This window comes from Azorhizobium oxalatiphilum (assembly GCF_014635325.1).
GTDB lineage: Bacteria > Pseudomonadota > Alphaproteobacteria > Rhizobiales > Xanthobacteraceae > Azorhizobium > Azorhizobium oxalatiphilum.
The window spans coordinates 422,637-446,738 of the sequence record NZ_BMCT01000001.1; the positions used below are offsets into that span (position 1 = coordinate 422,637).

The window sequence follows — 24,102 nt, forward strand, 5'->3', positions numbered from 1 at the left end:
GCCCGCATCATCAGGAGTTTTTCCATGAGCCTTTATGGATCGCTGCGCACCGCCGTGTCCGGCATGAATGCCCAGTCCAACAAGCTCAGCGCGATTTCAGATAATATCGCCAATTCCAGCACCAGCGGCTACAAGGCCGCCTCGACGCAGTTTTCCACCCTGATCGTCGACGGCAGCGTCTCCGAATATAATTCCGGCGGCGTGAACACGACCATCCGCTACGAGATCTCCACCCAGGGCACCACCACCTCCACCTCGTCCAACACGGACCTCATGGTGTCGGGCGATGGCTTCTTCCTGGTGCAGAACGATGCGGGCGAAGTGTTCCTCACCCGCGCCGGCAACTTCCAGGTGGATGCCAACACCGGCAACCTGGTGAATGCGGCCGGCTACACCCTGCTGGCCTATGACATCAGCGGCGGGCAGGACCCGCAGTCGGTGGTGAACGGCACTGCCAACCTGGTGCCGGTGAACATCGGCAACATCGCGCTGGCCGCCATGCCGACCTCCTCGGGGTCGATCACCGCCAACCTGCCGTCCAATACGGAAGTGACCACGGGCGACACCCCGGCAGACAATTCCAACACGTCCACCTACGACTACAAGTCGTCGGTTTCCACGTACGACAACCTCGGCAACGAGGTGATCCTGGACGTCTATTACACCAAGACCGCCGACGCCGTTGCGGCGGATCCGAGCGCGGTTCCCCCGGTTGTGGCGTCCGACGCCACCTGGGAGATGACGATCTATAATCAGGCGGATCGCACCTCCTCGACGTCTCCCTTCCCGTACTCTTCTGCCGCTCTGTCCTCCCAGTCGGTGACTTTCGGCAGCACGGGCACGATCAGCTCCACCCCCACCGCCACCTTCACTGTGCCCAATGGCGGGGCGGTGACGGTCAATCTGAGCGGGATGACCTCGCTGTCCACCGACTACAGCATGACCGCGCCCATGAACGGCAATGCGCCGAGCGCGGCTTCGGACGTGAAGGTGAATTCGGACGGCACCGTCTATGCCGTGGACGGCAGCGGCAACACCATCAATCTCTACAAGGTGCCGCTGGCGACCGTGCAGAGCCCCGACAATCTGACCCCCGTGTCCGGCAACGCCTATCAGGTGAACCTGAATTCGGGTGCCCTGCAGGTGGGCTTCGCCGGCGACCCCGGCTACGGCGCCATCAAGTCCAACTCGCTGGAAGCCTCCACCGTCGACATCGCCTCGGAGCTGACCGAGATGATCGTCGCCCAGCGCGACTACACCGCCAACTCCAAGGTGTTCCAGACGGGCACCGAGTTGCTCGACGTTCTCATGAACCTGAAGCGTTGATCTTCTCGCTCTCCTGCCGGATCTGGTGACAGCTATGAGTCTTACAGCCGCGTTCAACACAGCGAAGAACTCGCTGAACAATACGTCGACGCAGCTGTCGACATCAGCCCGCAACATCGCAGGCGCGGGCGACACCACTTACTCGCGCAAGAATGCGACGCTCGTCACCGGCGTCGACGGCTCGACCAGCGTTACCGTGAGCCGCGCCACCGATGCGGCGCTGTTCGCCAAGATGCTGGCCGCAACCTCCTCCAGCGCCGAGCAATCGGCGCTGTTGACCGGCCTCACCACCCTCGCCTCGACGGTGGGCGACACCGAGGACGATGCCTCGGTGGCGGCCAAGCTGACCGCTTTCAATACCGCGCTGGACACCTATGCCAACGCGCCTGACGACAACACGCTGGCGCAGGCGGCGATCACGGCGGCGGAAGACCTCGCCACCGCACTGAACACCTCCACGCAGACGGTGCAGAAGGTCCGTCAGGACGCCGATGCCAGCATCGGCACCGCAGTCACCACCGTGAACGACCTGCTGAAGCAGTTCCAGACGCTGAACGACACCGTCGTCTCCGGCACCGTGAAGGGCTTGGACGTCACCGATGCTCTCGACCAGCGCGACGCCGTTCTGGCGCAGCTCTCCGAGCAGATGGGCATTACGGCCGTTACCCGCAGCAACAATGACGTCGCGATCTATACCGACAGCGGCGTCACCCTGTTCGACAAGTCCCCGCGCGAAGTGAGCTTCACCACCACGGCCGCCTATGACGGTACTGTCACCGGCAATGCGGTGTTCGTGGACGGCGTGGCGGTGACGGGTGCCAATGCGGCCATGCCGCTTCAGTCGGGCGCCATCGCGGGTCTGGCGGAGCTGCGCGACGTCGTCACCGTGACCTATCAGGATCAGCTGGACGAAGTCGCCCGCGCCCTGATCGATGCCTTCTCCGAAGGCACCACCTCGGGTCTGTTCACGAACGGCTCCAACACTGCCGTCCCCACCACCCTGACCAAGAATCTCGCTGCGACCATCAGCATCAATTCGGCGGCGGTCGCGGCTGAAGGGGGCTCGCCTCTGGTGCTGCGCGACGGCATCAGTGTCGATTACAACACCGATGATGCCGCGAGCTACTCCGGCCGTCTGACGGCGCTGCAGACCGCGCTCAACGCGCAGCGCTCCTATTCCGGTACGACGTCGCTGACCAACAACGTCAGCCTCGCCAGCTTCGCCTCGAACTCGGTGAGCTGGCTGGAAGGCATGCGCAAGAACACCAACACGCTGGCGGAATCGCAGGCGACGGTGCTCTCGCAGGCGTCCACCGCTCTGTCCAACGCCACCGGCGTGAACACCGACCAGGAGTATGCGCTGCAGCTGGAGCTGGAGCGCAGCTACCAGGGCGCGTCCAAGCTCCTCGGCGTGGTGCAGAGCCTCTACGATTCCCTCTTTGCCGTGATCAAGTGAGTGGTGCCATGAAGAGCAGCTACATCTCCACTCTCACCATGACGATGTCCTCGATGACATCGATCAAGAAGCTTCAGAACGAGATCACCGACAAGAGCACGGAGATCTCCACCGGGCGCTATGCCGATCTCGGCCTGACGCTCGGCGTGCGCACCTCGCTGAGCATCGATCTGCGCAAGGAATACAGCCAGCTCAACGGTCAGCTGGATTCCAACGTGCTGACCCAGGCGCTGATGACCCGCACCCAGACCGGCCTGACGGCGGTTCTGGACTCGGCCAGCACCTATCAGACGACCCTGCTGAGCAGCCAGGCCTCCGCCACCACCGTCACCCAGATGGCGATGGAAGGGCAGGCCTCGCTCTCGAACCTGATCGCCGCCATGAACACCACGGACGGCACGCGCGCCGTCTTCGGCGGCATCAATTCCGGCGAAAACGCCATGAAGGATTTCGAGGACGGCGCGCAGGCCGCCCTGGAACAGTCGTTTGAGGATTACTTCGGCTTCCCGATGACCGACACCGAGCAGATGGGGGAAATCTCCGGCGCTCAGATGGACGCATTCCTGAAGGATAGCGCCACCGGCTTCGCCAGCCTGTTCACCGACGCCAACTGGAGCGGGACGACCGGGCTCTGGTCGAATGCCTCCGATCAGGTGATCACCAAGCAGATCACGTCGACCGAGAGCGTAACGGCGTCGGTTTCCGCCAACAACACAGCCATACGCCAGCTTGCGATGGCATACACAATGATGGGGTATCTGAATATCACATCGTTGAACGATGAAGCGCTGCAGACGGTCATGGACACCGCCCGCGCTAGCCTCAGCTCCGGCATGACCGGAGTGACCAATGCTGCCTCGGCCATCGGTGTGTCCCAGAACCGGACCACCAATGCCACCGATAACCTCGAAAAAACGCTGGACGTGGTGTCGTCGCGTATCACCTCGCTGGAAAGCGTGGATCCAGCCACGGCCAAGACGGAGCTCGATACGCTCACCAATCAGCTCGAGATGAGCTACTCGGTGACGACGAAGCTGCTGTCGCTCACCATCATGGACTACGTCTGAAAATAAAACAGGAGCGCCGCGATGTACAAATTCTCCTACGCGGAAATCTTGGAAGACTCGAGCTCCGAGGCTCGCCTGCGGGAGCGGGACGCCTTCGACCGCGCGCTGGAACTTCTCGCCGCTGCCGAGCAGGCCGGTCCGGCCTCTTCCGAGAGCCGCGCCGCCATGCTGTTCCTGCAGCGTCTCTGGGGCGTACTGATCCGCGATCTGGTGGAGGCCAGCAACGAGCTGGCGCCGAACCTGCGTGCTGATCTCGTCTCCATCGGCCTCTGGGTGATCAAGGAATCCGATCGCGTCCTCAACCAGACGTCACAGAACTTCGCGGCGCTCATCAGCGTCAACCGCAGCATTCGGGATGGTCTGCAATGAGCAAGTCCATGCAGCTCACGCTGCGTCCAGGCGAACGCATCTTCATCAATGGCGCCGTTCTGCGCGTTGATCGCAAGGTGACGCTCGAACTGCTGAACGATGCCACCTTCCTGCTGGAAGGGCATGTGATGCAGGTGGAAGACACCACCACGCCGCTCCGGCAGCTCTATTTCGTCCTGCAGGCGATCCTGATCGATCCCCGCAACGCGGAAGGTGCGCGGCACCTGTTCCACCGCCAGTGGGCGGCGCTGTCGCAGAGCTTCAAGAATGCCGAGATTCTCGCGGGCCTCGACAATATCGCCCAGCAGGTGATCGCCGGGCGCACGTTCGAGGCCCTGCGCACCCTGCGCGGCCTGTTCCCGCTGGAAGACTCCATCCTCAACGGCAATGCCACCAAGGCGGCGTGAGCCTAAACCCGGCGAAGACGGCTTCGCGCAACCTTCGCCGGGCACAAAGGACGCAAAGGAGAGCCGGACATGACGACCGTATCCAGCGTGAACTCGACGACGACCACCACCACGTCGAGCACCACCGCGTCCCAGAACACGGTGGATTACAACCAGTTCCTCCAGCTCCTCGTCGCGCAGCTGAAGAACCAGGATCCCACCGAGCCGATGGACTCGACCCAGTATCTCTCGCAGCTGGCGTCGTTCTCGCAGGTGGAAGCGCAGACCAACACCAACAACAAGCTGGATACGCTGCTCACCTCCACGGCCCTCCAGACGGCGGACAGCGCCATCGGCCGTACGGTGACGAGCGCCGACGGCTCCGTGAGCGGTGTGGTGAAGTCCGTGACCCTGGTCTCGGGCAGCAATCCGGTCGCCACCCTGGCGGACGGCACCACGCTCACCCTCGACTCCGGCGTGACCATCAGCGGATGAACGAGGCCGATGCGCTGGACGTGGTCCGCAGCGCCATCTGGACCATCCTTCTGGCAGCTGGCCCGGCTGTTGCCGCGGCCATGCTGGTGGGCGTGCTGATCGCTTTGATGCAGGCGCTGACCCAGATCCAGGAAGCGACCCTGACCTTCGTGCCGAAGATCGTGGCGGTGCTCGTGGTGTGCGCGATCACTGGCTCCTTCATGGGCAGCCAGATCATGACCTTCACCGAAGAGATCTACGGCCGCATCGCAGGCGGCTTCTAGAGGCGCTTTCGCCTCCGGCCCGGATGGGCCTCTCAAGTCCCGCGCGGCATGTCCGGGCGGGCCATCTCTCCAGGGCGTCGGCACCAGAGCCGGATCGGTTCGGATTGCATCAATCTGACCCGTGAATCCGCCTCTAGTCGTTCATAGAGAACGTCTTTCGATTTCGATTGCGGAGCAGTCAGAATCGAACGTGCTCTAGGCCGGCACTCGCAAATGCAGCCGGACGAGCGTCCGGCCCGCCGCTTCCGCGCAGGAGACGGCGGGATTGCGATCCCAGGCGTCATGAGGACGTCGCGCGCAGAGACAGGGAGCCTCGCCCGCAGGAGCAGAGGCCCCGAGGGCAACAGGCATGACCGACATTTCCTTGTCCGCTACCGAGGCACGCTCACGCCGCGACATTGGCTTCGCCATTGGCGTGGTGTGCATCCTTGGCGTCCTGTTCCTGCCCATCCCGCCGCTGCTCATCGATATCGGCCTCGCGCTCTCCATGGCGCTTTCCGTGCTGATCCTCATGGTGGCGCTGTGGATCAGCAAGCCGCTGGAATTCTCCTCCTTCCCGACCATCCTGCTGATCGCCACCATGCTGCGCCTCGCGCTCGGCGTGGCCAGTACGCGTCTCATCCTCTCGCACGGCGCCGATGGCGTGCATGCGGCGGGCGCGGTGATCGCGGGCTTCTCGCAACTGGTCATGAGCGGCGACTTCGTGATCGGTATCGTGGTCTTCGCCATCCTGATCACGGTGAACTTCCTGGTGATCACCAAGGGCGCCACGCGTATCGCGGAAGTGGGCGCCCGCTTCACCCTCGACGCCATCCCCGGCAAGCAGATGGCCATCGACGCCGATCTGAACGCCGGCCTCATCAACGACAAGGAAGCCCAGACCCGCCGCTCCGAGCTGGAAGAGGAAAGCTCCTTCTTCGGCTCCATGGACGGTGCTTCCAAGTTCGTGCGCGGCGAGGCGGTGGCGAGCTTGATCACCATCGCCGTCAACATCTTCGGCGGCATCATCATCGGCGTCACCCGCCACGGCCTCGCCATCGGCGATGCGGCCGACATCTACACCCGCCTCTCGGTGGGTGACGGCCTGGTCTCGCAGATCCCCGCCCTGATCGTCTCGCTCGCCGCCGGCCTGCTGGTGTCGAAGGGCGGCACCCGCGGCTCGGCGGAAAAGGCGGTGCTCGGCCAGCTCGGCGCCTACCCGCGCGCCCTGTTCGTGTCTTCGGGCCTGATGTTCGCCATGGCCATCGTGCCCGGCCTGCCGATGATCCCCTTCGCCTTCCTGGGCGGCGTGATGGCCTTCGTCGGTTATGCCATTCCCAAGCAGCTCGCCAAGGAGCGTGAGGCGAAGGAAGCCAAGGAAAAGGCCGAGTCCGAGCGCAAGGCGCAGGAGGTCAAGGAATCGGTCAAGGAGCAGCTGAAGACCGCCGAGGTCGAGCTGTGCCTGGACAAGCAACTGGCCGGCCATGTGCTGCGCGCCAATGCCGAGTTCGGCCAGCGCATCGCCAAGATGCGGCGCAAGTTCGCCCAGCGCTACGGCTTCGTGGTGCCGGACATCCGCATCACCGAAAGCCTCAATACGCCGCCCAAGCACTATCAGCTGAAGATCCACGGCACGGTGGTGTCCTCGCAGGAAATGCGCATCGGCGAACTGCTGGTGGTGACAGGCGACGGCAACAAGCCCGATGTGCCCGGCGACGAGGTGCGTGAGCCCGCCTTCGGCATGAAGGCCATGTGGATCGCGGAAGCCTATACGGGCGAAGTGCGGCGCGAGGGCTTCACGCCGGTGGACAATGCCACCGTGATCCTGACGCACATGAGCGAAGTGATCGCCAACAACCTGCCGCAGCTCCTGTCCTACAAGGACATGCGCCTGCTGCTCGATCGCCTCGATCCTGAATACAAGCGCCTGATCGAGGACATCTGCCCCGCGCAGATCTCCTATTCGGGCCTGCAGGCGGTGCTGAAGCTGCTGCTCTCCGAGCGCGTCTCCATCCGCAACCTGCATCTGATCCTGGAAGCCATCGCCGAGATCGTGCCCCACGCCCGCCGTTCCGAGCAGGTGGCCGAGCATGTGCGCATGCGCATGGCCCAGCAGATCTGCGGCGATCTCGCCGACGGCGGCGTGCTGCGCGTGCTGCGCCTCGGCAGCAAGTGGGACCTGACCTTCCACCAGAGCCTGAAGCGCGACGCCAAGGGCGAGGTGGTGGAGTTCGACATCGACCCGCGTCTGGTGGAGCAGTTCGGCACCGAAGCCTCCGCCGTGGTGCGCGACCACATGAAGGAGGGGCAGCCCTTCGTTCTGGTGAGCGCGCCCGATGCCCGCCCCTATGTGCGCATGATCATCGAGCGCATGTTCCCGTCCTTGCCCGTGCTCTCCCATGTGGAGATCGCCCGCGGCGTCGAGATCAAGTCGCTCGGTAGCGTCTCGTGATCCCGCTCCACGATGCGGTGCTGAGCGCCTTTCTGGTGTTCTGCCGGATCGGCGGCTGCATGATGCTGATGCCGGGCTTCGCCGGCCACCGCATGCCGGTGCGCATCCGCCTGTTCCTGGCGGTGGGCATCTCGCTGGCGATCCTGCCGCTGCTGTTCGCCGACATGGCGGAATTCGTCCAGAAGTCGTCCCGCGCCTCGCTGATCCTGGCCATCGCCACCGAGCTGGCCACGGGCGGCATCATCGGCTTCCTGGCTCGCGTCTTCTTCCTGATGCTGCAGACCATGCTGGTGGCCATGGCCCAGTTCATCGGCCTGTCCATGGTGATGGGGCCGGCGGACGACGACGAACAGCTGCCGCCCATCGCCACCCTGCTGGCGCTGACCGCCACCACGATGATGTTCATCACCGATCAGCATTACGAGCTGCTGCGGGGCATCATCGCGTCCTATCGCCAGATCCCCATCGGGGTCGGATTCGGCGGGCGGGGGGCCTTGATGCAGGTCACGGACCAGATGTCCGCCGCCTTGATGCTGGGCATGCGGCTGGCGAGCCCCTTCCTCGTCTATTCGCTGATCATGAATTTCGCCATCGGCCTCATCAACAAGATGACGCCGCAGATCCCGGTGTTCTTCATCGCCACGCCCTTCCTCATGGCGGGTGGCATGCTGCTGCTCTATGCTCTGTCGGACCAGCTTCTGGTCGCTTTCGTCAGCGCGTTCGGTGTGTTCCTGCGGCTGGGGTCGCCATGAGAACGCGGGACCACATGAGGGACGCGCCATGAGGGACGCGCGATGAGGGACGCGACATGAAGGACCGGCTGCGCAAGGCCCGACGCATCGTCGCGGTGCAGGAGCAGGTGCATCGCCAGGCGGAATGGCGTCTGGCGGACATCCACCGGCAGAAGGTCGAGAACGAGCGTTTGCGCGACGAACTCATCACCACATTGAACGGCGACACCTTCGGGCCGCTGCTGGTGGAAGTGGTGGCCAAGCGCCTGAAGGCGGTGGCGGCCGAAAGCCAGCGCATCGCTGCCGAGCAGGAGCGGCAGGACGCGCGGGTGCGCGAGGAAGCCCTGCGTCTCAAGCGCGCGGAGCGCATGAAGGAAAACGTCAACCGCGACGTTGAGCGACATCAGGAACAGCTGATGGTGGCGGGTATTCTGGAAGGTGTGGCGGCCCGGCTCGCCCTCCGGAAGGAAGAAGATGGTACCGCATCAGGGGATGCAAGCCTCACATAAGCCAACGCAAGCAGACTGCCAATCGCCGGATAATCTATCGACGATTGGGCTCATGGCCATCCAACCTCCTTCCGATCTGGTTCTCGACGTGATGCAGGCGGCTGATCCCAGCCGCGCGCAGAAGGTCGCTTCGAACCTGCAGCGCCTCAGCGCGCAGTCATCGGCGGCCTCCGGGGTCTTCGATACCATGGTTGCGGGCGCCGATAACGCCTTCGCGGGTGCTGCGGGCGGCCTTGCCTACGCATCCAGCAGCGTCACGGCGCTGCACAACATGACGACGCTGGCGCGCCGCCCCGGCGCCGAGCAGATGCCCGGCGTCGAGGCTTCCGCCTCCGTGGGCAAGGACAATCCGGCCCGCAAGTTCGAGGCGATGGTGCTGTCCACTTTCGTGGAAAGCATGCTGCCGTCCAAGGCCGATCACGTTTACGGCTCCGGTTATGCCGGCGGCGTGTGGCGTTCCATGCTGGCGCAGAAGATCGGCGATCAGGTGGCCCAGGCCGGCGGCATCGGCATCGCCAAGCAGATCGCCACCCGTCATCCCGATCTCGCGGTGAGCGGCGCCAACAATGCCCATGTCCAGGCGCTCCAGTCCGCCATCGCCACGCAGGCGGCTCAGGCCGCTGCGGCATCGGCGGGCGGCGGCCGCGGTGCCGACGCGTCCGAACCCAAGCTTCCCGACGTTGCCATTTGAGGATTGAAGAATGAGCGACAAGTCCGATTCCGCTGAGAGCCTAGGCTTCTCACTCGCCGCCCAGCTGGCCTGGAGCGAGGCGCAGGCTGATACGCCCGCACTGCCGGCTGCTGCGCCCCAGCCCCCGGCCATGGCCAGCCTGCTCAGCTCGCTGGATCGCCTGGAGACGGTGGTGGACCAGGAGACCGACGCGCTTGCTGCCCGCAAGCCCATCGACCTCCAGGACATCAACCGCCGCAAGAGCCGCAGCCTGCTTGAGCTGAGCCGCGCGGCGCGCTTCCTGCCCGAGACGGTTGAGCCCGAACTTCAGGACCGCCTGCTCGGTCTGAAGCGCAAGCTCCAGCGCAATTGCGAGGTGCTCTCCATGCATCTCGACGCGGCCCGTGAGATCAGCACCATCCTCAACGGCGCGCTGCGCGCCGCCGAGTCGGATGGCACCTACACCACCCGCCTGCTCGGAGGGCGCGAAGCATGATCCGCCTGGTGATCATCGGCGTGTGGGTGTGCGCGGTCACGCTGGCATCGAGCTACGGCGCGGCCTACTGGGCCGCCGGTGCGGGCTTCGGCAAGGCCGAGGAACCCTACCTGCCGGGCCTAGAATACCGGCGCGTGCCCACCATTACCGTGCCGATGATCATCGAGGGTCAGGTCCGCGGCTATGTGATCGCCAAGCTGGTGTTCACGGCCGATGCCGGCACGCTGAAGAAGCTGAGCGTCGATCCGGTGATCTTCGTCACCAACGACGCCTTTGGCGAGATCTACACCAACGGCCGTGTCGAGGCCGGCAAGATCTCGAAGTACAATCTGAAAGACATGATGGACCGCATCAAAGAGAAGGTGAATGCGCGCCTCAACGGTCCGGTCGTGCAGGAAATCCTCGTCGACGGTATCAATTACATAGATAAGAACGACATCCGAACTGTGGCTGGTAACCAGTCGCCTTCGCGTGCGCAACCAGAAAAGGTCGAGGCCAAGTCTGGTCATTGATCTGGTGCAGGGAGTAAACGGGAGAGCGATATGAAGATTGCGGGTAAATTGTACAGTATAGTAGGCGTTCTGGGTTGTACGACGGTCCTCGTCTGCGGCACTGCCCTCTATGCGTTGCGGGAAGAATCCCGTGCAGCCGCCCTTTTGGATACCACGTCCCAGCGGGCCTTCCTCACCGAGCGCCTGAATGGCTCCGTGACCGCCGTGGTCATGGAAGCGCGCGGCATCTATGCCTCCACCGACGTGGCATCCGCCCGGCCGTTCGCAGCGGGTCTGCTGCGCGAGCTGGAGGGTATCGACAAGCTGGTCCAGTCCCTGCGTGAGCGGACCCCTCAGGAGGATCAGGCCGATCTGCAGGCGGTGATCACCGATCTCGCCGGCTTCAAGCAGTTCCGTACCGAGACCGCGCGCCTCGGCATCGAGGTGAACCCCGCCGCCGCCAACGCGCAGGGCAACACCGATGCCAACCGGGCCAATCGCAAGGCGCTTCAGGCGTCGCTTGACAAATTCACCAATGAGATCCGCGCCGATCTCGTGCCGCTGCGCGAGCGCCAGGTCTCCATGCAGGAGAACGCGCGCTTCCTGCTGCTGGGCATCACCGCCATCGGTCTTCTGATCGGCGTGTCAATTGCCCTGTGGATCGGCACCCGCACCATGAGCCAGCCTCTGCGCCGGGCCTCGGAGACGCTGCGCAAGCTCGCCTCCGGCCAGCTCGACGTGAATGTGGAGGCGCGCCGGGCCAATGACGAGATTGGCGACCTGTGGCAGTCCACCGAGCAGCTGCTCGGCGAGCTGCGCCAGGCGGAGCGCCTGCGCGCCGAGCAGAAGGAACTCGCCGCCCGTGCGGAAGGCGAGAAGCGCGAGGCCATGCATGCGCTCGCCAATGAGTTCGACCGCGAGGTCTCCGGCGTGGTGCGCACGGTTGCCGATGCGGTGAGCGTCCTGGAACGCAACGCGGCCACCATGAGCGCCTCGGCGGACGAGACCTCCCACCAGTCCACGGTGGTGGCGGCCGCTGCCGAGCAGGCGACCAGCAACGTGCAGACGGCGGCCTCCGCCGCCGAGGAGCTGGCGGCCTCCGTGCGCGAGATCAGCAACCAGGTGGCCACCGCCGCGCAGGTTGCCGGCGAAGCCACCGGTCAGGCGGAGAAGACGGCCGATGTGGCGCGTGGGCTCTCCGCCAGCGCCACCCGCATCGGTCAGGTGGTGAGCCTCATCACCGACATCGCCTCGCAGACCAACCTGCTCGCCCTCAACGCCACCATCGAGGCGGCGCGGGCGGGGGATGCCGGCCGCGGCTTCGCCGTGGTGGCCTCCGAGGTGAAGTCGCTCGCCGAGCAGACATCCAAGGCCACGGATGAGATCTCCTCGCAGATCTCCGCCGTGCAGGGCGCCACCGACGAGGTGGTCCGCGCTATCGAGACCATCACGGCGACCATCCGGAAGATCGACGACATCTCTTCGGCCATCGCCAATGCCATCGACCAGCAGGGCGCGGCGACCGGCGAGATCGCCGAGAACGTCAGCCAGGCGGCGCAGGGCACCCAGGAGGTTTCCTCCAGCATCACGGGTGTCTCCGCTGCCGCCGCCGAAACCGGGCGCGTGTCGGGAGACATCGTGCACGCCGCCACCGACCTTTCCGCTCAGGCCAACCGTCTGCGCAGCCAGGTCGACACCTTCATCGCGCGGGTTCGCGCAGCCTAGAGCACGTCCGGCTTCGATTGCTCCGCGATCAAGGCCGCAGGACGTTCTCTAAAAGAGTTAGAGGCGGATCCACGGTTCGGATGAAATCTGAACCGACCCGGCTCTAAGGGCTGCGTTCCGCGCCACGAACCGGGAGAAGACAGGCCGTCCGGCGGTTCGCCGACGGGCACCCGTCTTCCCCCAACCCTCCGCGTCGTCCGCCGGTGCCTCTGGTGCCGCCAGGTGACTGGTTCGCCAAGTCCCGGGGCTACCCCGGTGCCGGCGAATGACGCGGGGATGGAGCCGGATCGGATCAGATTGGATCAATCTGACCCGGGAAACCGCCTCTGAATCTTTGATAGAGGACGCGTTTGCGGCTTTGATTGCGATGCAACCAAAGCCGGGCGTGCTCCAAGGAATGCCAGCCCGCTGGAGTGACAGATGGACGACCTGCTGCGCGAGTTTCTGACCGAGACCAACGAGAGCCTCGACGTGGCCGACGTCGAGCTCGTGAAGTTTGAGCAAGATCCCAACAATGCTCAGATTCTGAACAATATTTTCCGTCTGGTTCACACCATCAAGGGTACCTGCGGCTTCATCGGCCTCTCGCGCCTCGCCGCGCTCGCGCACGCCGCGGAAACCCTCATGGACAAGTTCCGTGAAGGCGCCCCGGTGCAGAGCGAGCAGGTCGGCCTGGTGCTCCAGACCGTCGATCGCATTAAGGAACTGATGGCCGAACTCGAGGTCCGCGAGGGCGTCGAGCCGGAAGGCTCCGATCAGGATCTGATCAGCCAGCTGGAGATCATGGCCGAGCACGCCTTCGACGCGGTGCCCGCCGTCGTGGCGCCTCCGCCTCCGCCGCCGAAGGTGCCCGCGAAGGTGCCGCAGCAGCTTGAGCGCGAGATGCTGCCGGGCGAGATCCCGCTCGACGAGCTGGACCGCATCTTCAACGAGACCCCGGTCGATCCGCCGAAGAAGAAGGAAGTGGCGCTCGCCAAGCCCGAGCCCGCAGCGCCCGCCAAGAACACCCTGCCGGCTCCCGCCAAGGCCAAGGAGCCGACCCCCGCGCCGGCAGCGCCCGCCCGCAAGAGCGTGGCGGCGGCCGACGACGAGCACAAGGCGCCCGCCGCCCGTGGCGACGATCACGCCGGCAGCGTCTCCTCGCAGTCGATCCGCGTGAACGTGGGTGTGCTCGAGCACCTGATGACCATGGTTTCCGAGCTGGTGCTGACGCGCAATCAGCTCATGGAGATCGCCCGTCGCCAGGAGGACTCCGAATACAAGGTTCCGCTGCAGCGCCTGTCCAACGTGACGGCGGAGCTGCAGGAAGCGGTCATGCGCACCCGCATGCAGCCGATCGGCAATGCCTGGCAGAAGCTGCCGCGCATCGTCCGCGATCTGGCGCAGGAGCTGGGCAAGCAGATCGAGCTGGAGCAGATCGGCGCCGAGACCGAACTCGATCGCCAGGTCCTCGACCAGATCAAGGATCCGCTCACCCACATGGTGCGCAACTCCGCCGACCACGGCCTGGAGATGCCCGAGGAGCGCCGCGCCGCCGGCAAGCCGGAGAAGGGCACCATCCGCCTTTCGGCCTATCACGAGGGCGGCCACGTCATCGTGGAGATCTCGGACGACGGCAAGGGCCTCGACGTCGCGCGCATCAAGCAGAAGGCGCTCGACAACGGCCTCGCCACCGAGTCCGAACTGGCCAAGATGTCGGACAGCCAGGTGTTCCGCTTCATCTTCGCGGCCGGCTTCTCCACCGCCGCGAAGGTCACGAACGTTTCCGGCCGCGGCGTCGGCATGGACGTGGTGCGCTCGAACATCGAGGTCATCGGCGGTACGGTGGAGGTGCGCTCCAAGCAGGGCTCCGGCTCCACCTTCGTCATCAAGATCCCGCTCACCCTCGCCATCGTGCCGGCGCTCATCGTGGAGGCCGCCAAGGAGCGGTTCGCGGTGCCGCAGAGCGCGGTCATCGAGCTGGTGCGCGTGCAGCCCAATTCCGAGCATCAGGTCAAGCGCCTGAAGGAATCCCCGGTGCTGTGCCTGCGCGAGAAACTGCTGCCCATCGTCAATCTCGGCAAGCTGCTGGGCATGGCGCCGGAAGGCGAGGAGAACCTCGAAGATCTGCTCATCGCGGTGATGCAGGTGGGCAACCAGACCTTCGGCGTGGTGGTGGACGCTGTCTCCCACACCGAGGAAATCGTGGTGAAGCCCATGTCCTCGGTGCTGCGCCAGCTGCCCATGGTCTCCGGCTCCACCATCCTGGGTGATGGTCGCGTGATCATGATCGTCGACCCGGCCGGCCTCGCCCAGGTGGCGGCCAGCCCCGAGGAGGAGCGTACGTCCGAGCTCGCCGCCGATGCGGCCGCCCGCCTGCGCAATCAGGGTGCGACCACCTCGCTGCTGCTGCTCCGCGCCGGTTCCGGCGACGTCAAGGCGGTGCCGCTCTCGCTGGTCACGCGCCTCGAAGAGCTGGAGCTCGAGAAGGTCGAGACCGTCAACGGCCACCCGGTCATCCAGTATCGCGGCGCGCTGATCCCGCTGGTCCATGTCAACGACAAGGTGAAGCGCGGCACCACGGGCACCCAGCCCATGCTGATCTTCTCCGACGAGGGCCGCGTGATGGGCCTCGTGGTGGACGAGATCGTCGACATCGTCGAGGCCCGCCTCGACATGCAGCTGTCCTCGGATGCGCCCGAGGCGCTGGGTGCGGCGATCATCGACGGCCAGGCCACCGAGATCCTCGACGTCGGCCACTTCCTCTCCATCGCCTTCGGCGACTGGTTCGAGAGCCATGACGGGGATGACGACCGCCTCGGCAAGATCCTGCTGGTGGACGACAGCCTCTTCTACCGCAACCTCATCGAGCCGGTGCTCAAGGGCGCGGGTTACGAGGTCGTGACCTGTGCCTCGGCCTTCGACGCCCTCGAAGCCCTGACCGCGAGCCGCTTCACCGCCATCGTCAGCGATCTCGACATGCCCGAGATGGACGGCTTCCAGTTCGCCCGCGCGGTGCGCAGCGAGCCCTCCATCGCCGGCCTGCCGATCATCGCCCTGTCGAGCGACCGCTCGTCCGACAGCATCGATAAGGCCCGCGGCGCCGGCTTCACCGACTATATCGCCAAGTTCGACCGTTCCGGTCTCATCGCCGCGCTGAAGGAATTCGCCGGCACTGCCCATGGAGAGGCGGCATGACCAGCACCAGTCTCGTCATTGCACGACAGGAAACCACCGGAGCGGGTGCTCAGTATGTGACCGTGCGTATCGGGCCGCAGCTGTTCGGTCTGCCGATCGAGATGGTGCACGAGGTGTTCGTGCCCGATCACATCACCCGCGTGCCGCTCTCGACCCCCGAGATCGAGGGCGTGCTGAACCTGCGCGGCCGCATCGTCACCATGATCAACATGCGCACCATGCTGGGCCTGAAGGCCCATGCGGAGAACAAGCGCATGGCGGTCGGCATCGAGCATCACGGCGAATCCTACGGCCTGATGATCGACGAAGTGGGCGAGGTGCTGGTGCTCGAGCCCGGCCGCCGCGAGAGCAATCCCACCAATCTCGACCCCCACTGGGCGGATATCGTGACCGGCGTCTACCGCCTCAAAGGCCAGCTCATGCTCGTTCTTGACGTGGATCTGGCTCTCGGGCGCCTCAACACCGCGCGCGCCGCCTGACCGTCAGGTCGCCAATTCAGGAGAGAACCATGAAGACCTGCCTTGTGGTCGACGATTCCAGCGTGGTGCGGAAGGTTGCCCGGCGCATCCTGGAAGACCTGGCCTTCACCGTGCGCGAGGCGGCCGACGGGCAAGCGGCCCTCGATGCCTGCGACGAAGCCATGCCCGACGGCATCCTTCTCGACTGGAACATGCCGGTGATGGAGGGCCTCGAGTTCCTGCAGATCCTGCGCAAGCGCGAGGGTGGCGATGTCCCGCGCGTGATCTTCTGCACCACCAACAACGACTTCGAGCACATCACGAAGGCGATCGAGGCTGGTGCGAACGAGTACATCATGAAGCCGTTTGATCAGGACATCCTGCGCGAGAAGCTGGAGGAAGTCGGCCTGCTGGAGAAAGCCCCCGCCACATGAGCAGTCCAGCACCGGCCGGGGAACCGGCACACGTTGAAGATCCCATCCGCGTCATGATCGTGGATGACAGCGTCTTCATCCGTGGCATCCTTTCGAACTGGCTTTCCGAATCCGCCGACCTGCGCGTGGTGGCGACCCATGCCAATGGGCGCCGGGCCGTGGACGACGTGCTGAAGTCCCAGCCCGACGTGATCATCCTCGATCTCGAAATGCCCGAGATGGACGGCCTGACGGCGCTTCCCCTCATTCTGGAGAAGAAGCCGAACACCGTCGTGCTCGTGGCCTCGACGCTGACCCGCCGTGGGGCGGAAGTGTCGATGAAGGCCATGAGCCTGGGTGCCGCCGATTATGTGCCCAAGCCCGACGCGGGCCGCGGCATCTCGGCCGCCGACGAATTCCGCCGCGACCTGACGGCCAAGGTCCGCAGCCTCGGCCAGCGTGTGCGCCGCCGTGGCGGCCTGCCGCGCGTGACCGCTGCGGCCGCCGCTGCCGCGCATGCCGCCCCCGCCGCTGCGCCCGCCTCCGTGCGGCCGGTGGCCGAGCGCTCCGCCGTCGAGCGTGCCGCGCCCGCCACTTCGGCGCTGCTGCAGAAGAAGGTCAACGACAAGCGCCGGCCCTATTCCATGGCGCCGGTGAGCATTCTGGCGGTGGGTTCCTCCACCGGCGGTCCGCAGGCGCTGACCCGCCTGTTCACCGACATCGGGCCGAACATCGGCAGCGTGCCGGTGGTGATCGTCCAGCACATGCCGGCCACCTTCACCGCCATTCTGGCGGAGCATGTGGGTCGCGCCGCCGGCCGTCCGGCCGCCGAGGGCGTGGACGGCGAGGTGCTCAAGCCCGGCCACATCTATATCGCACCCGGCGGCAAGCACATGCTGCTGGAGAAGGTGGGCGCCGACAAGGTGATCCGCCTGAACGACGGCCCGCCCGTCAATTTCTGCAAGCCTGCTGTTGATCCCATGTTCGATACGGTTGCGGAGCTTTACGGCCGCAACGTGCTGTCCGTGGTGCTCACGGGCATGGGCAGCGACGGCGCCAAGGGCGCCGGGCGCATCGCCGATGCCGGTGGCAGCGTGATCGCGCAGGATGAAGAGACCAGCGTCGTTTGGGGCATGCCCGGCGCGACCGTCCAGTTGGGGAACGCTTCTGAAGTGCTCTCCATTGGCGAGATCGGTCGCAAGGTGTCCCGCTTGCTCACGGGAGGACGGGCATGATCAGCGCGACCGACTACGACTTCTTCAAGAAGTTCCTGAAGCTGCATTCGGGCCTGATCCTGTCGGACGACAAGCATTACCTGCTTGAGAGCCGGCTGGTGCCGCTGCTGCGCAAGTTCGAGCTTCCGGACTTCTCGCGCCTGGCCGCGAACCTGCGCGACAATGCCAATTCGGTGGTCGCCCAGGCGGTGATCGAGGCGATGACCACGAACGAGTCGCTGTTTTTCCGCGACAAGACGCCGTTCGAGGTCTTCACCACGGTGATGCTGCCGAAGCTGCATGCGGCCCGTCCGCCATCGGCGCCGCTGCGCATCTGGTGCGCCGCCGCGTCCACCGGCCAGGAGCCCTACTCGCTGGCCATGACGCTGAAGGAGAACCCCCACCTCATCGGCACCCGCCGGGTGGAGTTCCTCTGCACGGATCTGTCGAACGAGGTTCTGGAGCGCGCCGCGTCCGGCCGCTACAACCAGTTCGAGGTTCAGCGCGGCCTGCCGATCCAGATGCTGATGAAGTACTTCAAGAAGGTCGACGACATGTGGGAGATCACTCCCCAGTTGAAGACCGGAATGACCTTCCGCAAGCTGAACCTGCTGCATCCCTTCGTGGGGCTCGGCCAGTTCGACATCGTGTTCTGCCGCAACGTGCTCATCTATTTCGATGCGCCCACCAAGACCGATATCCTGAACCGCATCGCCAAGGTGACGGCGCCCGATGGATATCTGGTGCTCGGCGGCGCGGAGACGGTGATGGGGCTGGGCGAGGCCTACCGCCCGCTGCCGAACCAGCGCGGCTTCTATGTGCCCAACGTGCCGGCCCCGGCCAGCATGTCGGCTGCGGTGGCGAGCCGCTGATACGGTAACGCCAGACCGATATCGCGACCTGCGTTTCAACCGCCCGGATCTCGGATCCGGGCGGTTTTTTTGCGTTCCGCGCCGGGATGCGTGTCCCGGCGGCAGGTTGCATCCGTCGTTGCTACCCTGACGAAAGCTTGGGGTGAGACACCCACGCCCATGAGGGTTGCGGCATTTTCGTCGAAGCCCTTGGGACGACGCTCGAAAAACCCCACCTCGAGGTGTGAGCCTGTTCATTCGAACACAGGCACCCACCGGCACGGGATGATCTCATGTCGACAGAAAAAGACTTAAACCAGCGCCTGAGCTTCATCGGGATGGACGCCAAGCTGAAGGCCAATCTGCGCGAGGCGCGCGGGCTGGTGATCGAAGCCATGCCCGAGATCCTGGACGGCTTCTACGATCATCTCATGACCTATCCGGCGATGGCGCGGATGTTCCCGACCCCGGACGTGCGCGTTCACGCCAAGTCCATGCAGATCAAGCATTGGGATGTGATCCTCGACGGCCGCTTCGACCAGACCTATGTGGATTCCGTCTCGCGTATCGGTCGCACCCATGCCCGCCTCGGCCTTGAGCCGCGCTGGTACATCGCCGGCTACAGCCTGCTGCTGGGCGGCCTCGTGAAGGCCATCGAGACCCGCTTCAAGTCCGGCCGCTTCGACAAGACCGCCCCGGCCCGCAAGGCGGGCCTGATGCAGGCGGTGATCACCGCCGCACTGCTCGACATGGATTTCGCCATCTCGGTCTATCTGGATTCCGGCATCCAGACCAAGCAGGAGACGCTGGACCGCATGGGCGAGGCGTTCCGCAGCATCGTCACCACGGTGTCTTCCGCGGCGGGCGATCTGGAAACCACGGCGGACACGCTGGCCCGCATGGCCACCACCACCCGCCAGCTCACCGACACGGTGGCCAATTCCTCGGAGGAGGCCTCTTCCAACGTGCAGTCGGTGGCCACCGCCTCCGACGAACTGGCAGCTTCCATCGCGGAGATCGGCCGGCAGGCGCAGGAATCCTCCCGCATCGCCGGCGAGGCAGTGCAGCAGGCGGAGCGCACCGATGCGCGCATCGGAGCGCTGTCCACCGCGTCCGCCCGCATCGGTGATGTGCTCAAGCTCATCACCGCCATTGCCGACCAGACCAATCTGCTGGCGCTCAACGCCACCATCGAGGCCGCCCGCGCCGGTGAGGCGGGCAAGGGCTTCGCCGTGGTGGCGCAGGAGGTGAAGGCGCTGGCCGGGCAGACCGCCAAGGCCATCGACGAGATCGGCGGTCAGATCAATGCCATGCAGTCCGCCACCAGCGACAGCGTGGCGGCGGTGAAGGAGATCGGCCAAACCATCGAGCGCCTGTCGGGCATCTCGGAGGCCATCGCGCACGCCGTGGAACAGCAGAGTGCCGCGACCTCGCTCATCACCGTCAGCGTGGCCCAGGCGGCGCGCGGCACCGAGGAGGTGGCCACCGCCATCGGCTCGGTGCGCGAGGGTGCCGTGGGCACGGGCTCGGCCTCGGACGAGGTGCTGGGCTCGGCCCGCACGCTCAGCGCCGAGAGCCTGCGCCTCAACCATGAGGTGGAGACCTTCCTGGAGAGCGTGCGCGCCGTGTGACGCCGGACGACTTCAGCTTACAAAGCGAAACGGCCCGGGACTCATGTCCCGGGCCGTTGCCATTTCTGAAGCCTGTTTTGGTCAGATGCCGCGTTGCTTGGGCTGCGGGGCAAGAAAGCGCAGGATCAACGGACGCTGGGCGACGATGGGACCGAAGCGCGGCGTGACGTCCAGCGGCAGGCAGCCGGCGAGGCTGTTGAGCGCTTCGATGACGAAGGCCCGCTGCTCCTCCGGCCCACCGGGCAGCTTGGAGTAGGTGGCCTGCGGCTTGCCGCGCAGGCGGCCCTTGGCATCGACCGCGAAGCGCAGCGTGAGGGTTGCCTCCTCCGGTCCCGCGACGGGTTCGAGGCAAGCCTCGAAATGGGCGTCGAACATCTTCCAGTTATCAAGCGGGCCTTTGGGCGCGACCGGGCGTTCGGCGGAGCGCTCCGGCGTCGGCGGCGTCTTCGGCTGCAGACGCGGGGTCGTCGGCACCGGCATGCGCGGCGGAGCGGCATCCTCGTCCGGCAGCGTTCCGATCGAGGCGAGCCGGACCGGCGCGGCCAGTTGCGCGGCGGGGGCCGGGTTCGCGGCGGATGCGGCCCTGGCCCCGGCGCAGGCCAGAAGCATGGGTGCTGCCGTTGCGAGCGCGAGGGTGAGAGAGCGGATGAGGTGAGCGGACGGAGAAGCGGAGCGACGGCTGGAAGGACGCATGATGGTCAGTTGGTGGTTCGCAGGGGAGGAGGTGAAGACGGCACGGTGCCGCGTTCGAGATGATCCGCCACTTCCGTCAGCGCCTCGGCGAGCGCTCTGAGCTGTTCGGGATTGGCGGAAACCTGGACGGCGGGGGAGGGCAGGCCGGGGCGGGGCTTGCCCACCTCAAGGCGCAGCGCACCCACTTCGCCGCCGAAAAGAGCGGTGGTGAATCCCTGCAGCGGCCACACCTTCAGGCGGCCCTGCTCGTCCTTGTCCCATTCGTCAAAAGCCATGCGCCGGACTTTCCGGTTTGCTGAACGGACCTGAGGCCATCGCCAGAGCAATTCCCGCAGACATGCGTGCGGTTCTGCGAAGGGAATTGCGTTAACCAAGGGGGCTGGAGCGCTTCCGCGCTTCTTTGAAACACGCAGGCGCCCCAGGGAATCACGCGGGCGGCATGGCGGACAGCGGCGGGGGAAATCGACACGCCAGGCGATACGCCGGGCAACCCGGCAGCGCCGTCCGTCCGGGTCTGCAACCCAGGGACGCGGTTCTGCCCTGTCGAGAAGGGGTTTTCCACGCACCGGCCGGCCGAAATGCCGTCCAAGTGCACGAACTGTGCGCCTCTTTCTTGCGCTGAACAATCCGTCATAAGACGATCTCTCGTGCGATACGAAAGATGGGAACAGGTGTGGCGGGAACGGCACAGCATTCCCCGTCGCTCGTATCGACGAACATTTACGGCAACGTTATAGGTGGGGCGGGGATGGGGAGCGCGTCGGCGAATTGATTTCGGTCGTTATTCCAACGAAGGATTCCGAACGCGACCTCGTTCCGGTCCTGTCCGCGCTGGTGGCCGGCGTCACCGGCGGCGTGCTGCGCGAGGTCATCCTTGTCGATGGTGCGTCCACCGACGAGACCGCGACCATCGCCGATGCGGCGGGCTGCACCTTCCTGCCCTCGGTGGGGGATGTGGGGGTACGGCTCAAGCAGGGCGCGGCGCATACGCGCGGGCGCTGGCTGCTGTTCCTCGGGCCCAATGCCATTCTCGATGAAGGCTGGCCGCGCGAGGTGAGCGCCTTTCTGGAAACCATGGAGCGTCGCGGCGGCGCCGACAAGGCGGTGGCGACCTTCCGCCTGTCCATGGACGGCTACGGCTTCCGGCCGCGCCTCGGCGAGGCGATGGCGGCGGCAAAGCTCAACGTGCTGGGCCTGCCCAAGCCGGGACAGGGCCTTCTGATCTCACGGCGCCACTACGACAGGCTGGGCGGCCATCCGCCGGGTGTGTCGGCCGAACGACGGCTCATGGCCCGCATCGGGCGCCGGCGGGTGCACGTGCTGCGCACCCGTGTGCTTCTGGCCGCGCCACGGACGGACGCGGACTGACCTTATCGCTCCGTCCGCCTCAGCGGATGGTGGCGACCACCTGCGGGATGTCCTCGCGGCGGATACCGGCGTAGGCCAGCTCGCTGTCGGACATGCGCGACATGCGCTCATAGGCGATCATCATGCGGCGGGCCTGGCCGAGGGCGGCGAAGGTCTGCGACACGATCTCGGCGAAACGGCCAAAGCCGCGACGGCCGACGGGAAGGGCGGAAGTGGTGAGAGCAGTCATCTCTTTATCTCCTCACCCAAAGGAATAATGGATATCTGTGCGGCGCAACATACACGATTGTGCATGGCAGCAATGCACGTATATGGCGACGCTCCCGCTTGGTTCGCCCAAGGCGGTAAAAAGCTGCACCGGGCAGGCTTGGTGAGATGTGCGGCGGTAATTTAATACACGCCATTCGCGGCGTGGTTGGTCTGGTTGCGATGCGGCATAAGTCCCGGCTCGGCGAGGTCGGACGAGTGCGACGGAATGGGGCGGGGGTGGATGCCGCCGGGGCGGCGCTGAGGCCCTGTTTTCGGGAAACAACAGCCTGGGACGGGGTGTGGAAAAGTTTTGACTCCCCTCTGGACCCTCGGGAATGAATTGCGTATAGAGGCGCTCTCGCAGCCACTTCGGGGTTGCACCGCTCTAAGCGGCGGGGCTTTGCTTCACGGCGAGCCAATGCTTGGGGGATAGTTCAACGGTAGAACCGCGGACTCTGACTCCGTTAATCTAGGTTCGAATCCTAGTCCCCCAGCCACTCATTTAGCCCCACTTCTTCCGTTCCCATGTGGGTCTGGCCGCCTCGGTCGGGCGCGCAGCCGGGAAATCTGTTCTCTTCCCGAGCTTCCGGATGGCGTTCCAGGCGAGCGCAGCATCGCTGGAGAGGTCGTGTTGCCGACATCGCCACCTCGCTACAGAACGAGGCCGCGGGCGCTTTCGCTCTCCCCTCTTGACCATGATCCGGAAAGCGTCGCCGGTGGAGGGCGGGCATCGTCACTCCTGCGACCTTGCGTCATCCGTGCGCGTTGCGGGGCGGTCCGCAATTGCGGTTTCCTCGGGAATGGGCGTAGTCAGCTGAACAGCGTGGGTGGCATTCCGGAGCCTTTGGATGTCCTTGTTCAGTCCCAAGCAGGATAAAGACGCCAACCGGGATCCCATGCCCGCGTTCTGGCGCGCCTGGGGCCAGCAGGAGACCATCGTCCGGCACCGTGGGGAGCCGCGCCGTGACCTCTTTCGCGAACATCCCGTCTGGCTCGCGGTGATGCCTCTGCTGCTGGACGATGCCGCCCGCCCGCTGCGCCGGGTCGCCGACATGGGCAGCGGCACCGGGATCGTGGCTGAGCACTTCGCCCGCCTCGGATATGAGGTCGTCGCCATCGAGGCCGCCGAGAGCCGGGCCGAGATCGCACGCCGCCGTCTCGCACCCTATCCGTCGGCCCGTGTCGTCGTGGGTGATGCTCTCAATCCTCCGCTGGAGGTTGGCGAGGTGGATGCCATCGTCAGCCGGAACCTGATGTGGCTGCTGCCAGATCCACCGGCGGCGGTGCAGGGCTGGCGGAACCTGCTTGCCCCCGGCGGACGGGTGGCCGCGCTGGATGCCACATGGCGCCTGCAACGCTACCGCTTCTCGCGCTTCCTGCCGCGCAAGCGGGGTAACACCGCCCCGCAGACCATGACCCGCCCGACGCCGCTGTCGAACACGCCGACGTCCGAAGCCGCCATGCAGGCCTGGTCCCAGGCGGGGCTTGAGCAGGTGCGGGCGGTGGAGCTGGGATGGCTGAGCGCGGTGAAGGACTATCGCGATCCGCTGCGGCGCATGGCGGACCGGAGCCGCTATTATGCCGTGGTCGGCGACGTTCCCGCCTGAGGCACGCTCCGCATGCCATCGGCTGC

At 65.5% G+C, this 24,102-nt stretch carries 25 protein-coding genes and 1 tRNA gene; 23 read left to right on the forward strand and 3 right to left on the reverse strand.

Annotation, left to right across the window (positions count from 1 at the left end; genetic code table 11):
* Nucleotides 1-24 precede the first annotated feature (24 nt).
* From IEW24_RS01955 to IEW24_RS02050, 20 genes are all read left to right on the forward strand, one after another.
* Nucleotides 25-1,326, forward strand: coding sequence for a flagellar hook protein FlgE (locus IEW24_RS01955; RefSeq protein WP_188574916.1), 1,302 nt, complete (start codon nt 25-27; stop codon nt 1,324-1,326).
* Nucleotides 1,327-1,360: 34 nt separating this feature from the next.
* On the forward strand, nt 1,361-2,782 hold the full coding sequence (flgK, locus tag IEW24_RS01960) for a flagellar hook-associated protein FlgK (RefSeq protein ID WP_188574918.1): 1,422 nt from the start codon (nt 1,361-1,363) through the stop codon (nt 2,780-2,782).
* A gap of 8 nt (nt 2,783-2,790) precedes the next feature.
* On the forward strand, nt 2,791-3,849 hold the full coding sequence (locus IEW24_RS01965; RefSeq protein WP_188574920.1) for a flagellar hook-associated family protein: 1,059 nt from the start codon (nt 2,791-2,793) through the stop codon (nt 3,847-3,849).
* A gap of 21 nt (nt 3,850-3,870) precedes the next feature.
* Complete coding sequence (gene flaF, locus IEW24_RS01970) at nt 3,871-4,218, forward strand: flagellar biosynthesis regulator FlaF (RefSeq protein WP_188574922.1); 348 nt, start codon at nt 3,871-3,873, stop codon at nt 4,216-4,218.
* Complete coding sequence (flbT, locus tag IEW24_RS01975) at nt 4,215-4,625, forward strand: flagellar biosynthesis repressor FlbT (RefSeq protein WP_210324115.1); 411 nt, start codon at nt 4,215-4,217, stop codon at nt 4,623-4,625. The genes flaF and flbT overlap by 4 nt, the downstream gene beginning before the upstream one ends.
* 69 nt (nt 4,626-4,694) lie before the next feature.
* On the forward strand, nt 4,695-5,099 hold the full coding sequence (gene flgD / locus IEW24_RS01980; RefSeq protein ID WP_188574924.1) for a flagellar hook assembly protein FlgD: 405 nt from the start codon (nt 4,695-4,697) through the stop codon (nt 5,097-5,099).
* Nucleotides 5,096-5,362 carry a flagellar biosynthesis protein FliQ gene (fliQ, locus tag IEW24_RS01985; RefSeq protein WP_188574926.1) on the forward strand — a complete coding sequence of 89 codons (267 nt, stop codon included), beginning with the start codon at nt 5,096-5,098 and terminating at the stop codon, nt 5,360-5,362. Before flgD ends, fliQ begins: the two co-directional genes overlap by 4 nt.
* 349 nt (nt 5,363-5,711) lie before the next feature.
* Complete coding sequence (gene flhA / locus IEW24_RS01990) at nt 5,712-7,793, forward strand: flagellar biosynthesis protein FlhA (RefSeq protein ID WP_188574928.1); 2,082 nt, start codon at nt 5,712-5,714, stop codon at nt 7,791-7,793.
* Nucleotides 7,790-8,545 carry a flagellar biosynthesis protein FliR gene (gene fliR / locus IEW24_RS01995; RefSeq protein WP_188574930.1) on the forward strand — a complete coding sequence of 252 codons (756 nt, stop codon included), beginning with the start codon at nt 7,790-7,792 and terminating at the stop codon, nt 8,543-8,545. Before flhA ends, fliR begins: the two co-directional genes overlap by 4 nt.
* 56 nt (nt 8,546-8,601) lie before the next feature.
* Entirely contained in the window at nt 8,602-9,033 is a 432-nt protein-coding gene (locus IEW24_RS02000; RefSeq protein WP_188574932.1) for a hypothetical protein, read from the forward strand.
* Nucleotides 9,034-9,085: 52 nt separating this feature from the next.
* Nucleotides 9,086-9,724: a rod-binding protein gene (locus tag IEW24_RS02005; protein WP_188574933.1), complete on the forward strand. Its 639-nt coding sequence runs from the start codon at nt 9,086-9,088 to the stop codon at nt 9,722-9,724.
* Between the two features lie 10 nt (nt 9,725-9,734).
* Entirely contained in the window at nt 9,735-10,199 is a 465-nt protein-coding gene (locus tag IEW24_RS02010) for a flagellar biosynthesis protein FlgN (protein ID WP_308468210.1), read from the forward strand.
* A complete protein-coding gene (locus IEW24_RS02015; RefSeq protein ID WP_188574935.1) occupies nt 10,196-10,711 on the forward strand; it encodes a hypothetical protein in 516 nt (171 codons plus the stop codon). The genes IEW24_RS02010 and IEW24_RS02015 overlap by 4 nt, the downstream gene beginning before the upstream one ends.
* 144 nt (nt 10,712-10,855) lie before the next feature.
* On the forward strand, nt 10,856-12,415 hold the full coding sequence (locus IEW24_RS02020) for a methyl-accepting chemotaxis protein (RefSeq protein ID WP_244644096.1): 1,560 nt from the start codon (nt 10,856-10,858) through the stop codon (nt 12,413-12,415).
* Between the two features lie 420 nt (nt 12,416-12,835).
* On the forward strand, nt 12,836-15,592 hold the full coding sequence (locus tag IEW24_RS02025; protein ID WP_188574939.1) for a hybrid sensor histidine kinase/response regulator: 2,757 nt from the start codon (nt 12,836-12,838) through the stop codon (nt 15,590-15,592).
* Nucleotides 15,589-16,071 carry a chemotaxis protein CheW gene (locus IEW24_RS02030; RefSeq protein WP_188574941.1) on the forward strand — a complete coding sequence of 161 codons (483 nt, stop codon included), beginning with the start codon at nt 15,589-15,591 and terminating at the stop codon, nt 16,069-16,071. Before IEW24_RS02025 ends, IEW24_RS02030 begins: the two co-directional genes overlap by 4 nt.
* 29 nt (nt 16,072-16,100) lie before the next feature.
* On the forward strand, nt 16,101-16,484 hold the full coding sequence (locus IEW24_RS02035) for a response regulator (RefSeq protein ID WP_188574943.1): 384 nt from the start codon (nt 16,101-16,103) through the stop codon (nt 16,482-16,484).
* Entirely contained in the window at nt 16,481-17,698 is a 1,218-nt protein-coding gene (locus IEW24_RS02040) for a protein-glutamate methylesterase/protein-glutamine glutaminase (protein WP_210324116.1), read from the forward strand. The genes IEW24_RS02035 and IEW24_RS02040 overlap by 4 nt, the downstream gene beginning before the upstream one ends.
* On the forward strand, nt 17,698-18,549 hold the full coding sequence (locus IEW24_RS02045; protein ID WP_373870023.1) for a CheR family methyltransferase: 852 nt from the start codon (nt 17,698-17,700) through the stop codon (nt 18,547-18,549). The genes IEW24_RS02040 and IEW24_RS02045 overlap by 1 nt, the downstream gene beginning before the upstream one ends.
* Before the next feature lie 272 nt (nt 18,550-18,821).
* Nucleotides 18,822-20,159 carry a globin-coupled sensor protein gene (locus IEW24_RS02050; protein WP_188574949.1) on the forward strand — a complete coding sequence of 446 codons (1,338 nt, stop codon included), beginning with the start codon at nt 18,822-18,824 and terminating at the stop codon, nt 20,157-20,159.
* An 81-nt stretch (nt 20,160-20,240) separates the two neighbouring features.
* On the opposite strand, the gene IEW24_RS02055 is transcribed toward IEW24_RS02050, so the two are convergent.
* Together IEW24_RS02055 and IEW24_RS02060 are read right to left on the reverse strand one after the other, a co-directional pair.
* Nucleotides 20,241-20,768, reverse strand: a complete 528-nt coding sequence (locus IEW24_RS02055; protein WP_188574951.1) for a UCP034077 family protein — start codon at nt 20,766-20,768, stop codon at nt 20,241-20,243.
* A gap of 89 nt (nt 20,769-20,857) precedes the next feature.
* A complete protein-coding gene (locus IEW24_RS02060; RefSeq protein ID WP_188574953.1) occupies nt 20,858-21,127 on the reverse strand; it encodes a hypothetical protein in 270 nt (89 codons plus the stop codon).
* A gap of 493 nt (nt 21,128-21,620) precedes the next feature.
* On the opposite strand from IEW24_RS02060, the gene IEW24_RS02065 reads away from it, so the two are divergent.
* Nucleotides 21,621-22,220 (forward strand): glycosyltransferase, encoded by a 600-nt coding sequence (locus IEW24_RS02065; protein WP_188574955.1) that lies wholly within the window; start codon nt 21,621-21,623, stop codon nt 22,218-22,220.
* Nucleotides 22,221-22,239: 19 nt separating this feature from the next.
* Here IEW24_RS02065 and IEW24_RS02070 read toward each other — a convergent pair whose 3' ends face one another.
* Nucleotides 22,240-22,449 (reverse strand): DUF1127 domain-containing protein, encoded by a 210-nt coding sequence (locus IEW24_RS02070; RefSeq protein ID WP_188574956.1) that lies wholly within the window; start codon nt 22,447-22,449, stop codon nt 22,240-22,242.
* Nucleotides 22,450-22,892: 443 nt separating this feature from the next.
* Here IEW24_RS02070 and IEW24_RS02075 point away from each other — a divergent pair.
* Together IEW24_RS02075 and IEW24_RS02080 are read left to right on the forward strand one after the other, a co-directional pair.
* Nucleotides 22,893-22,966 (forward strand) — tRNA-Gln (locus tag IEW24_RS02075).
* Between the two features lie 351 nt (nt 22,967-23,317).
* Nucleotides 23,318-24,076, forward strand: a complete 759-nt coding sequence (locus IEW24_RS02080; RefSeq protein ID WP_188574958.1) for a class I SAM-dependent methyltransferase — start codon at nt 23,318-23,320, stop codon at nt 24,074-24,076.
* The last annotated feature ends 26 nt before the right edge of the window (nt 24,077-24,102 follow it).

Coding starts and splice junctions, on each gene's coding strand:
- flgD (WP_188574924.1), top strand. CDS start 4,695: ATGACGACCGTATCCAGCGTGAACTCGACGACGACCACCACCACGTCG.
- flgK (WP_188574918.1), top strand. CDS start 1,361: ATGAGTCTTACAGCCGCGTTCAACACAGCGAAGAACTCGCTGAACAAT.
- IEW24_RS02055 (WP_188574951.1), bottom strand. CDS start 20,768: ATGCTTCTGGCCTGCGCCGGGGCCAGGGCCGCATCCGCCGCGAACCCG.
- flhA (WP_188574928.1), top strand. CDS start 5,712: ATGACCGACATTTCCTTGTCCGCTACCGAGGCACGCTCACGCCGCGAC.
- IEW24_RS02035 (WP_188574943.1), top strand. CDS start 16,101: ATGAAGACCTGCCTTGTGGTCGACGATTCCAGCGTGGTGCGGAAGGTT.
- IEW24_RS02040 (WP_210324116.1), top strand. CDS start 16,481: ATGAGCAGTCCAGCACCGGCCGGGGAACCGGCACACGTTGAAGATCCC.
- IEW24_RS02025 (WP_188574939.1), top strand. CDS start 12,836: ATGGACGACCTGCTGCGCGAGTTTCTGACCGAGACCAACGAGAGCCTC.
- IEW24_RS01955 (WP_188574916.1), top strand. CDS start 25: ATGAGCCTTTATGGATCGCTGCGCACCGCCGTGTCCGGCATGAATGCC.
- IEW24_RS02000 (WP_188574932.1), top strand. CDS start 8,602: ATGAAGGACCGGCTGCGCAAGGCCCGACGCATCGTCGCGGTGCAGGAG.
- IEW24_RS02070 (WP_188574956.1), bottom strand. CDS start 22,449: ATGACTGCTCTCACCACTTCCGCCCTTCCCGTCGGCCGTCGCGGCTTT.
- fliQ (WP_188574926.1), top strand. CDS start 5,096: ATGAACGAGGCCGATGCGCTGGACGTGGTCCGCAGCGCCATCTGGACC.
- IEW24_RS02030 (WP_188574941.1), top strand. CDS start 15,589: ATGACCAGCACCAGTCTCGTCATTGCACGACAGGAAACCACCGGAGCG.
- IEW24_RS01965 (WP_188574920.1), top strand. CDS start 2,791: ATGAAGAGCAGCTACATCTCCACTCTCACCATGACGATGTCCTCGATG.
- IEW24_RS02015 (WP_188574935.1), top strand. CDS start 10,196: ATGATCCGCCTGGTGATCATCGGCGTGTGGGTGTGCGCGGTCACGCTG.
- IEW24_RS02060 (WP_188574953.1), bottom strand. CDS start 21,127: ATGGCTTTTGACGAATGGGACAAGGACGAGCAGGGCCGCCTGAAGGTG.
- IEW24_RS02005 (WP_188574933.1), top strand. CDS start 9,086: ATGGCCATCCAACCTCCTTCCGATCTGGTTCTCGACGTGATGCAGGCG.
- flbT (WP_210324115.1), top strand. CDS start 4,215: ATGAGCAAGTCCATGCAGCTCACGCTGCGTCCAGGCGAACGCATCTTC.
- IEW24_RS02010 (WP_308468210.1), top strand. CDS start 9,735: ATGAGCGACAAGTCCGATTCCGCTGAGAGCCTAGGCTTCTCACTCGCC.
- IEW24_RS02050 (WP_188574949.1), top strand. CDS start 18,822: ATGTCGACAGAAAAAGACTTAAACCAGCGCCTGAGCTTCATCGGGATG.
- IEW24_RS02080 (WP_188574958.1), top strand. CDS start 23,318: ATGTCCTTGTTCAGTCCCAAGCAGGATAAAGACGCCAACCGGGATCCC.
- flaF (WP_188574922.1), top strand. CDS start 3,871: ATGTACAAATTCTCCTACGCGGAAATCTTGGAAGACTCGAGCTCCGAG.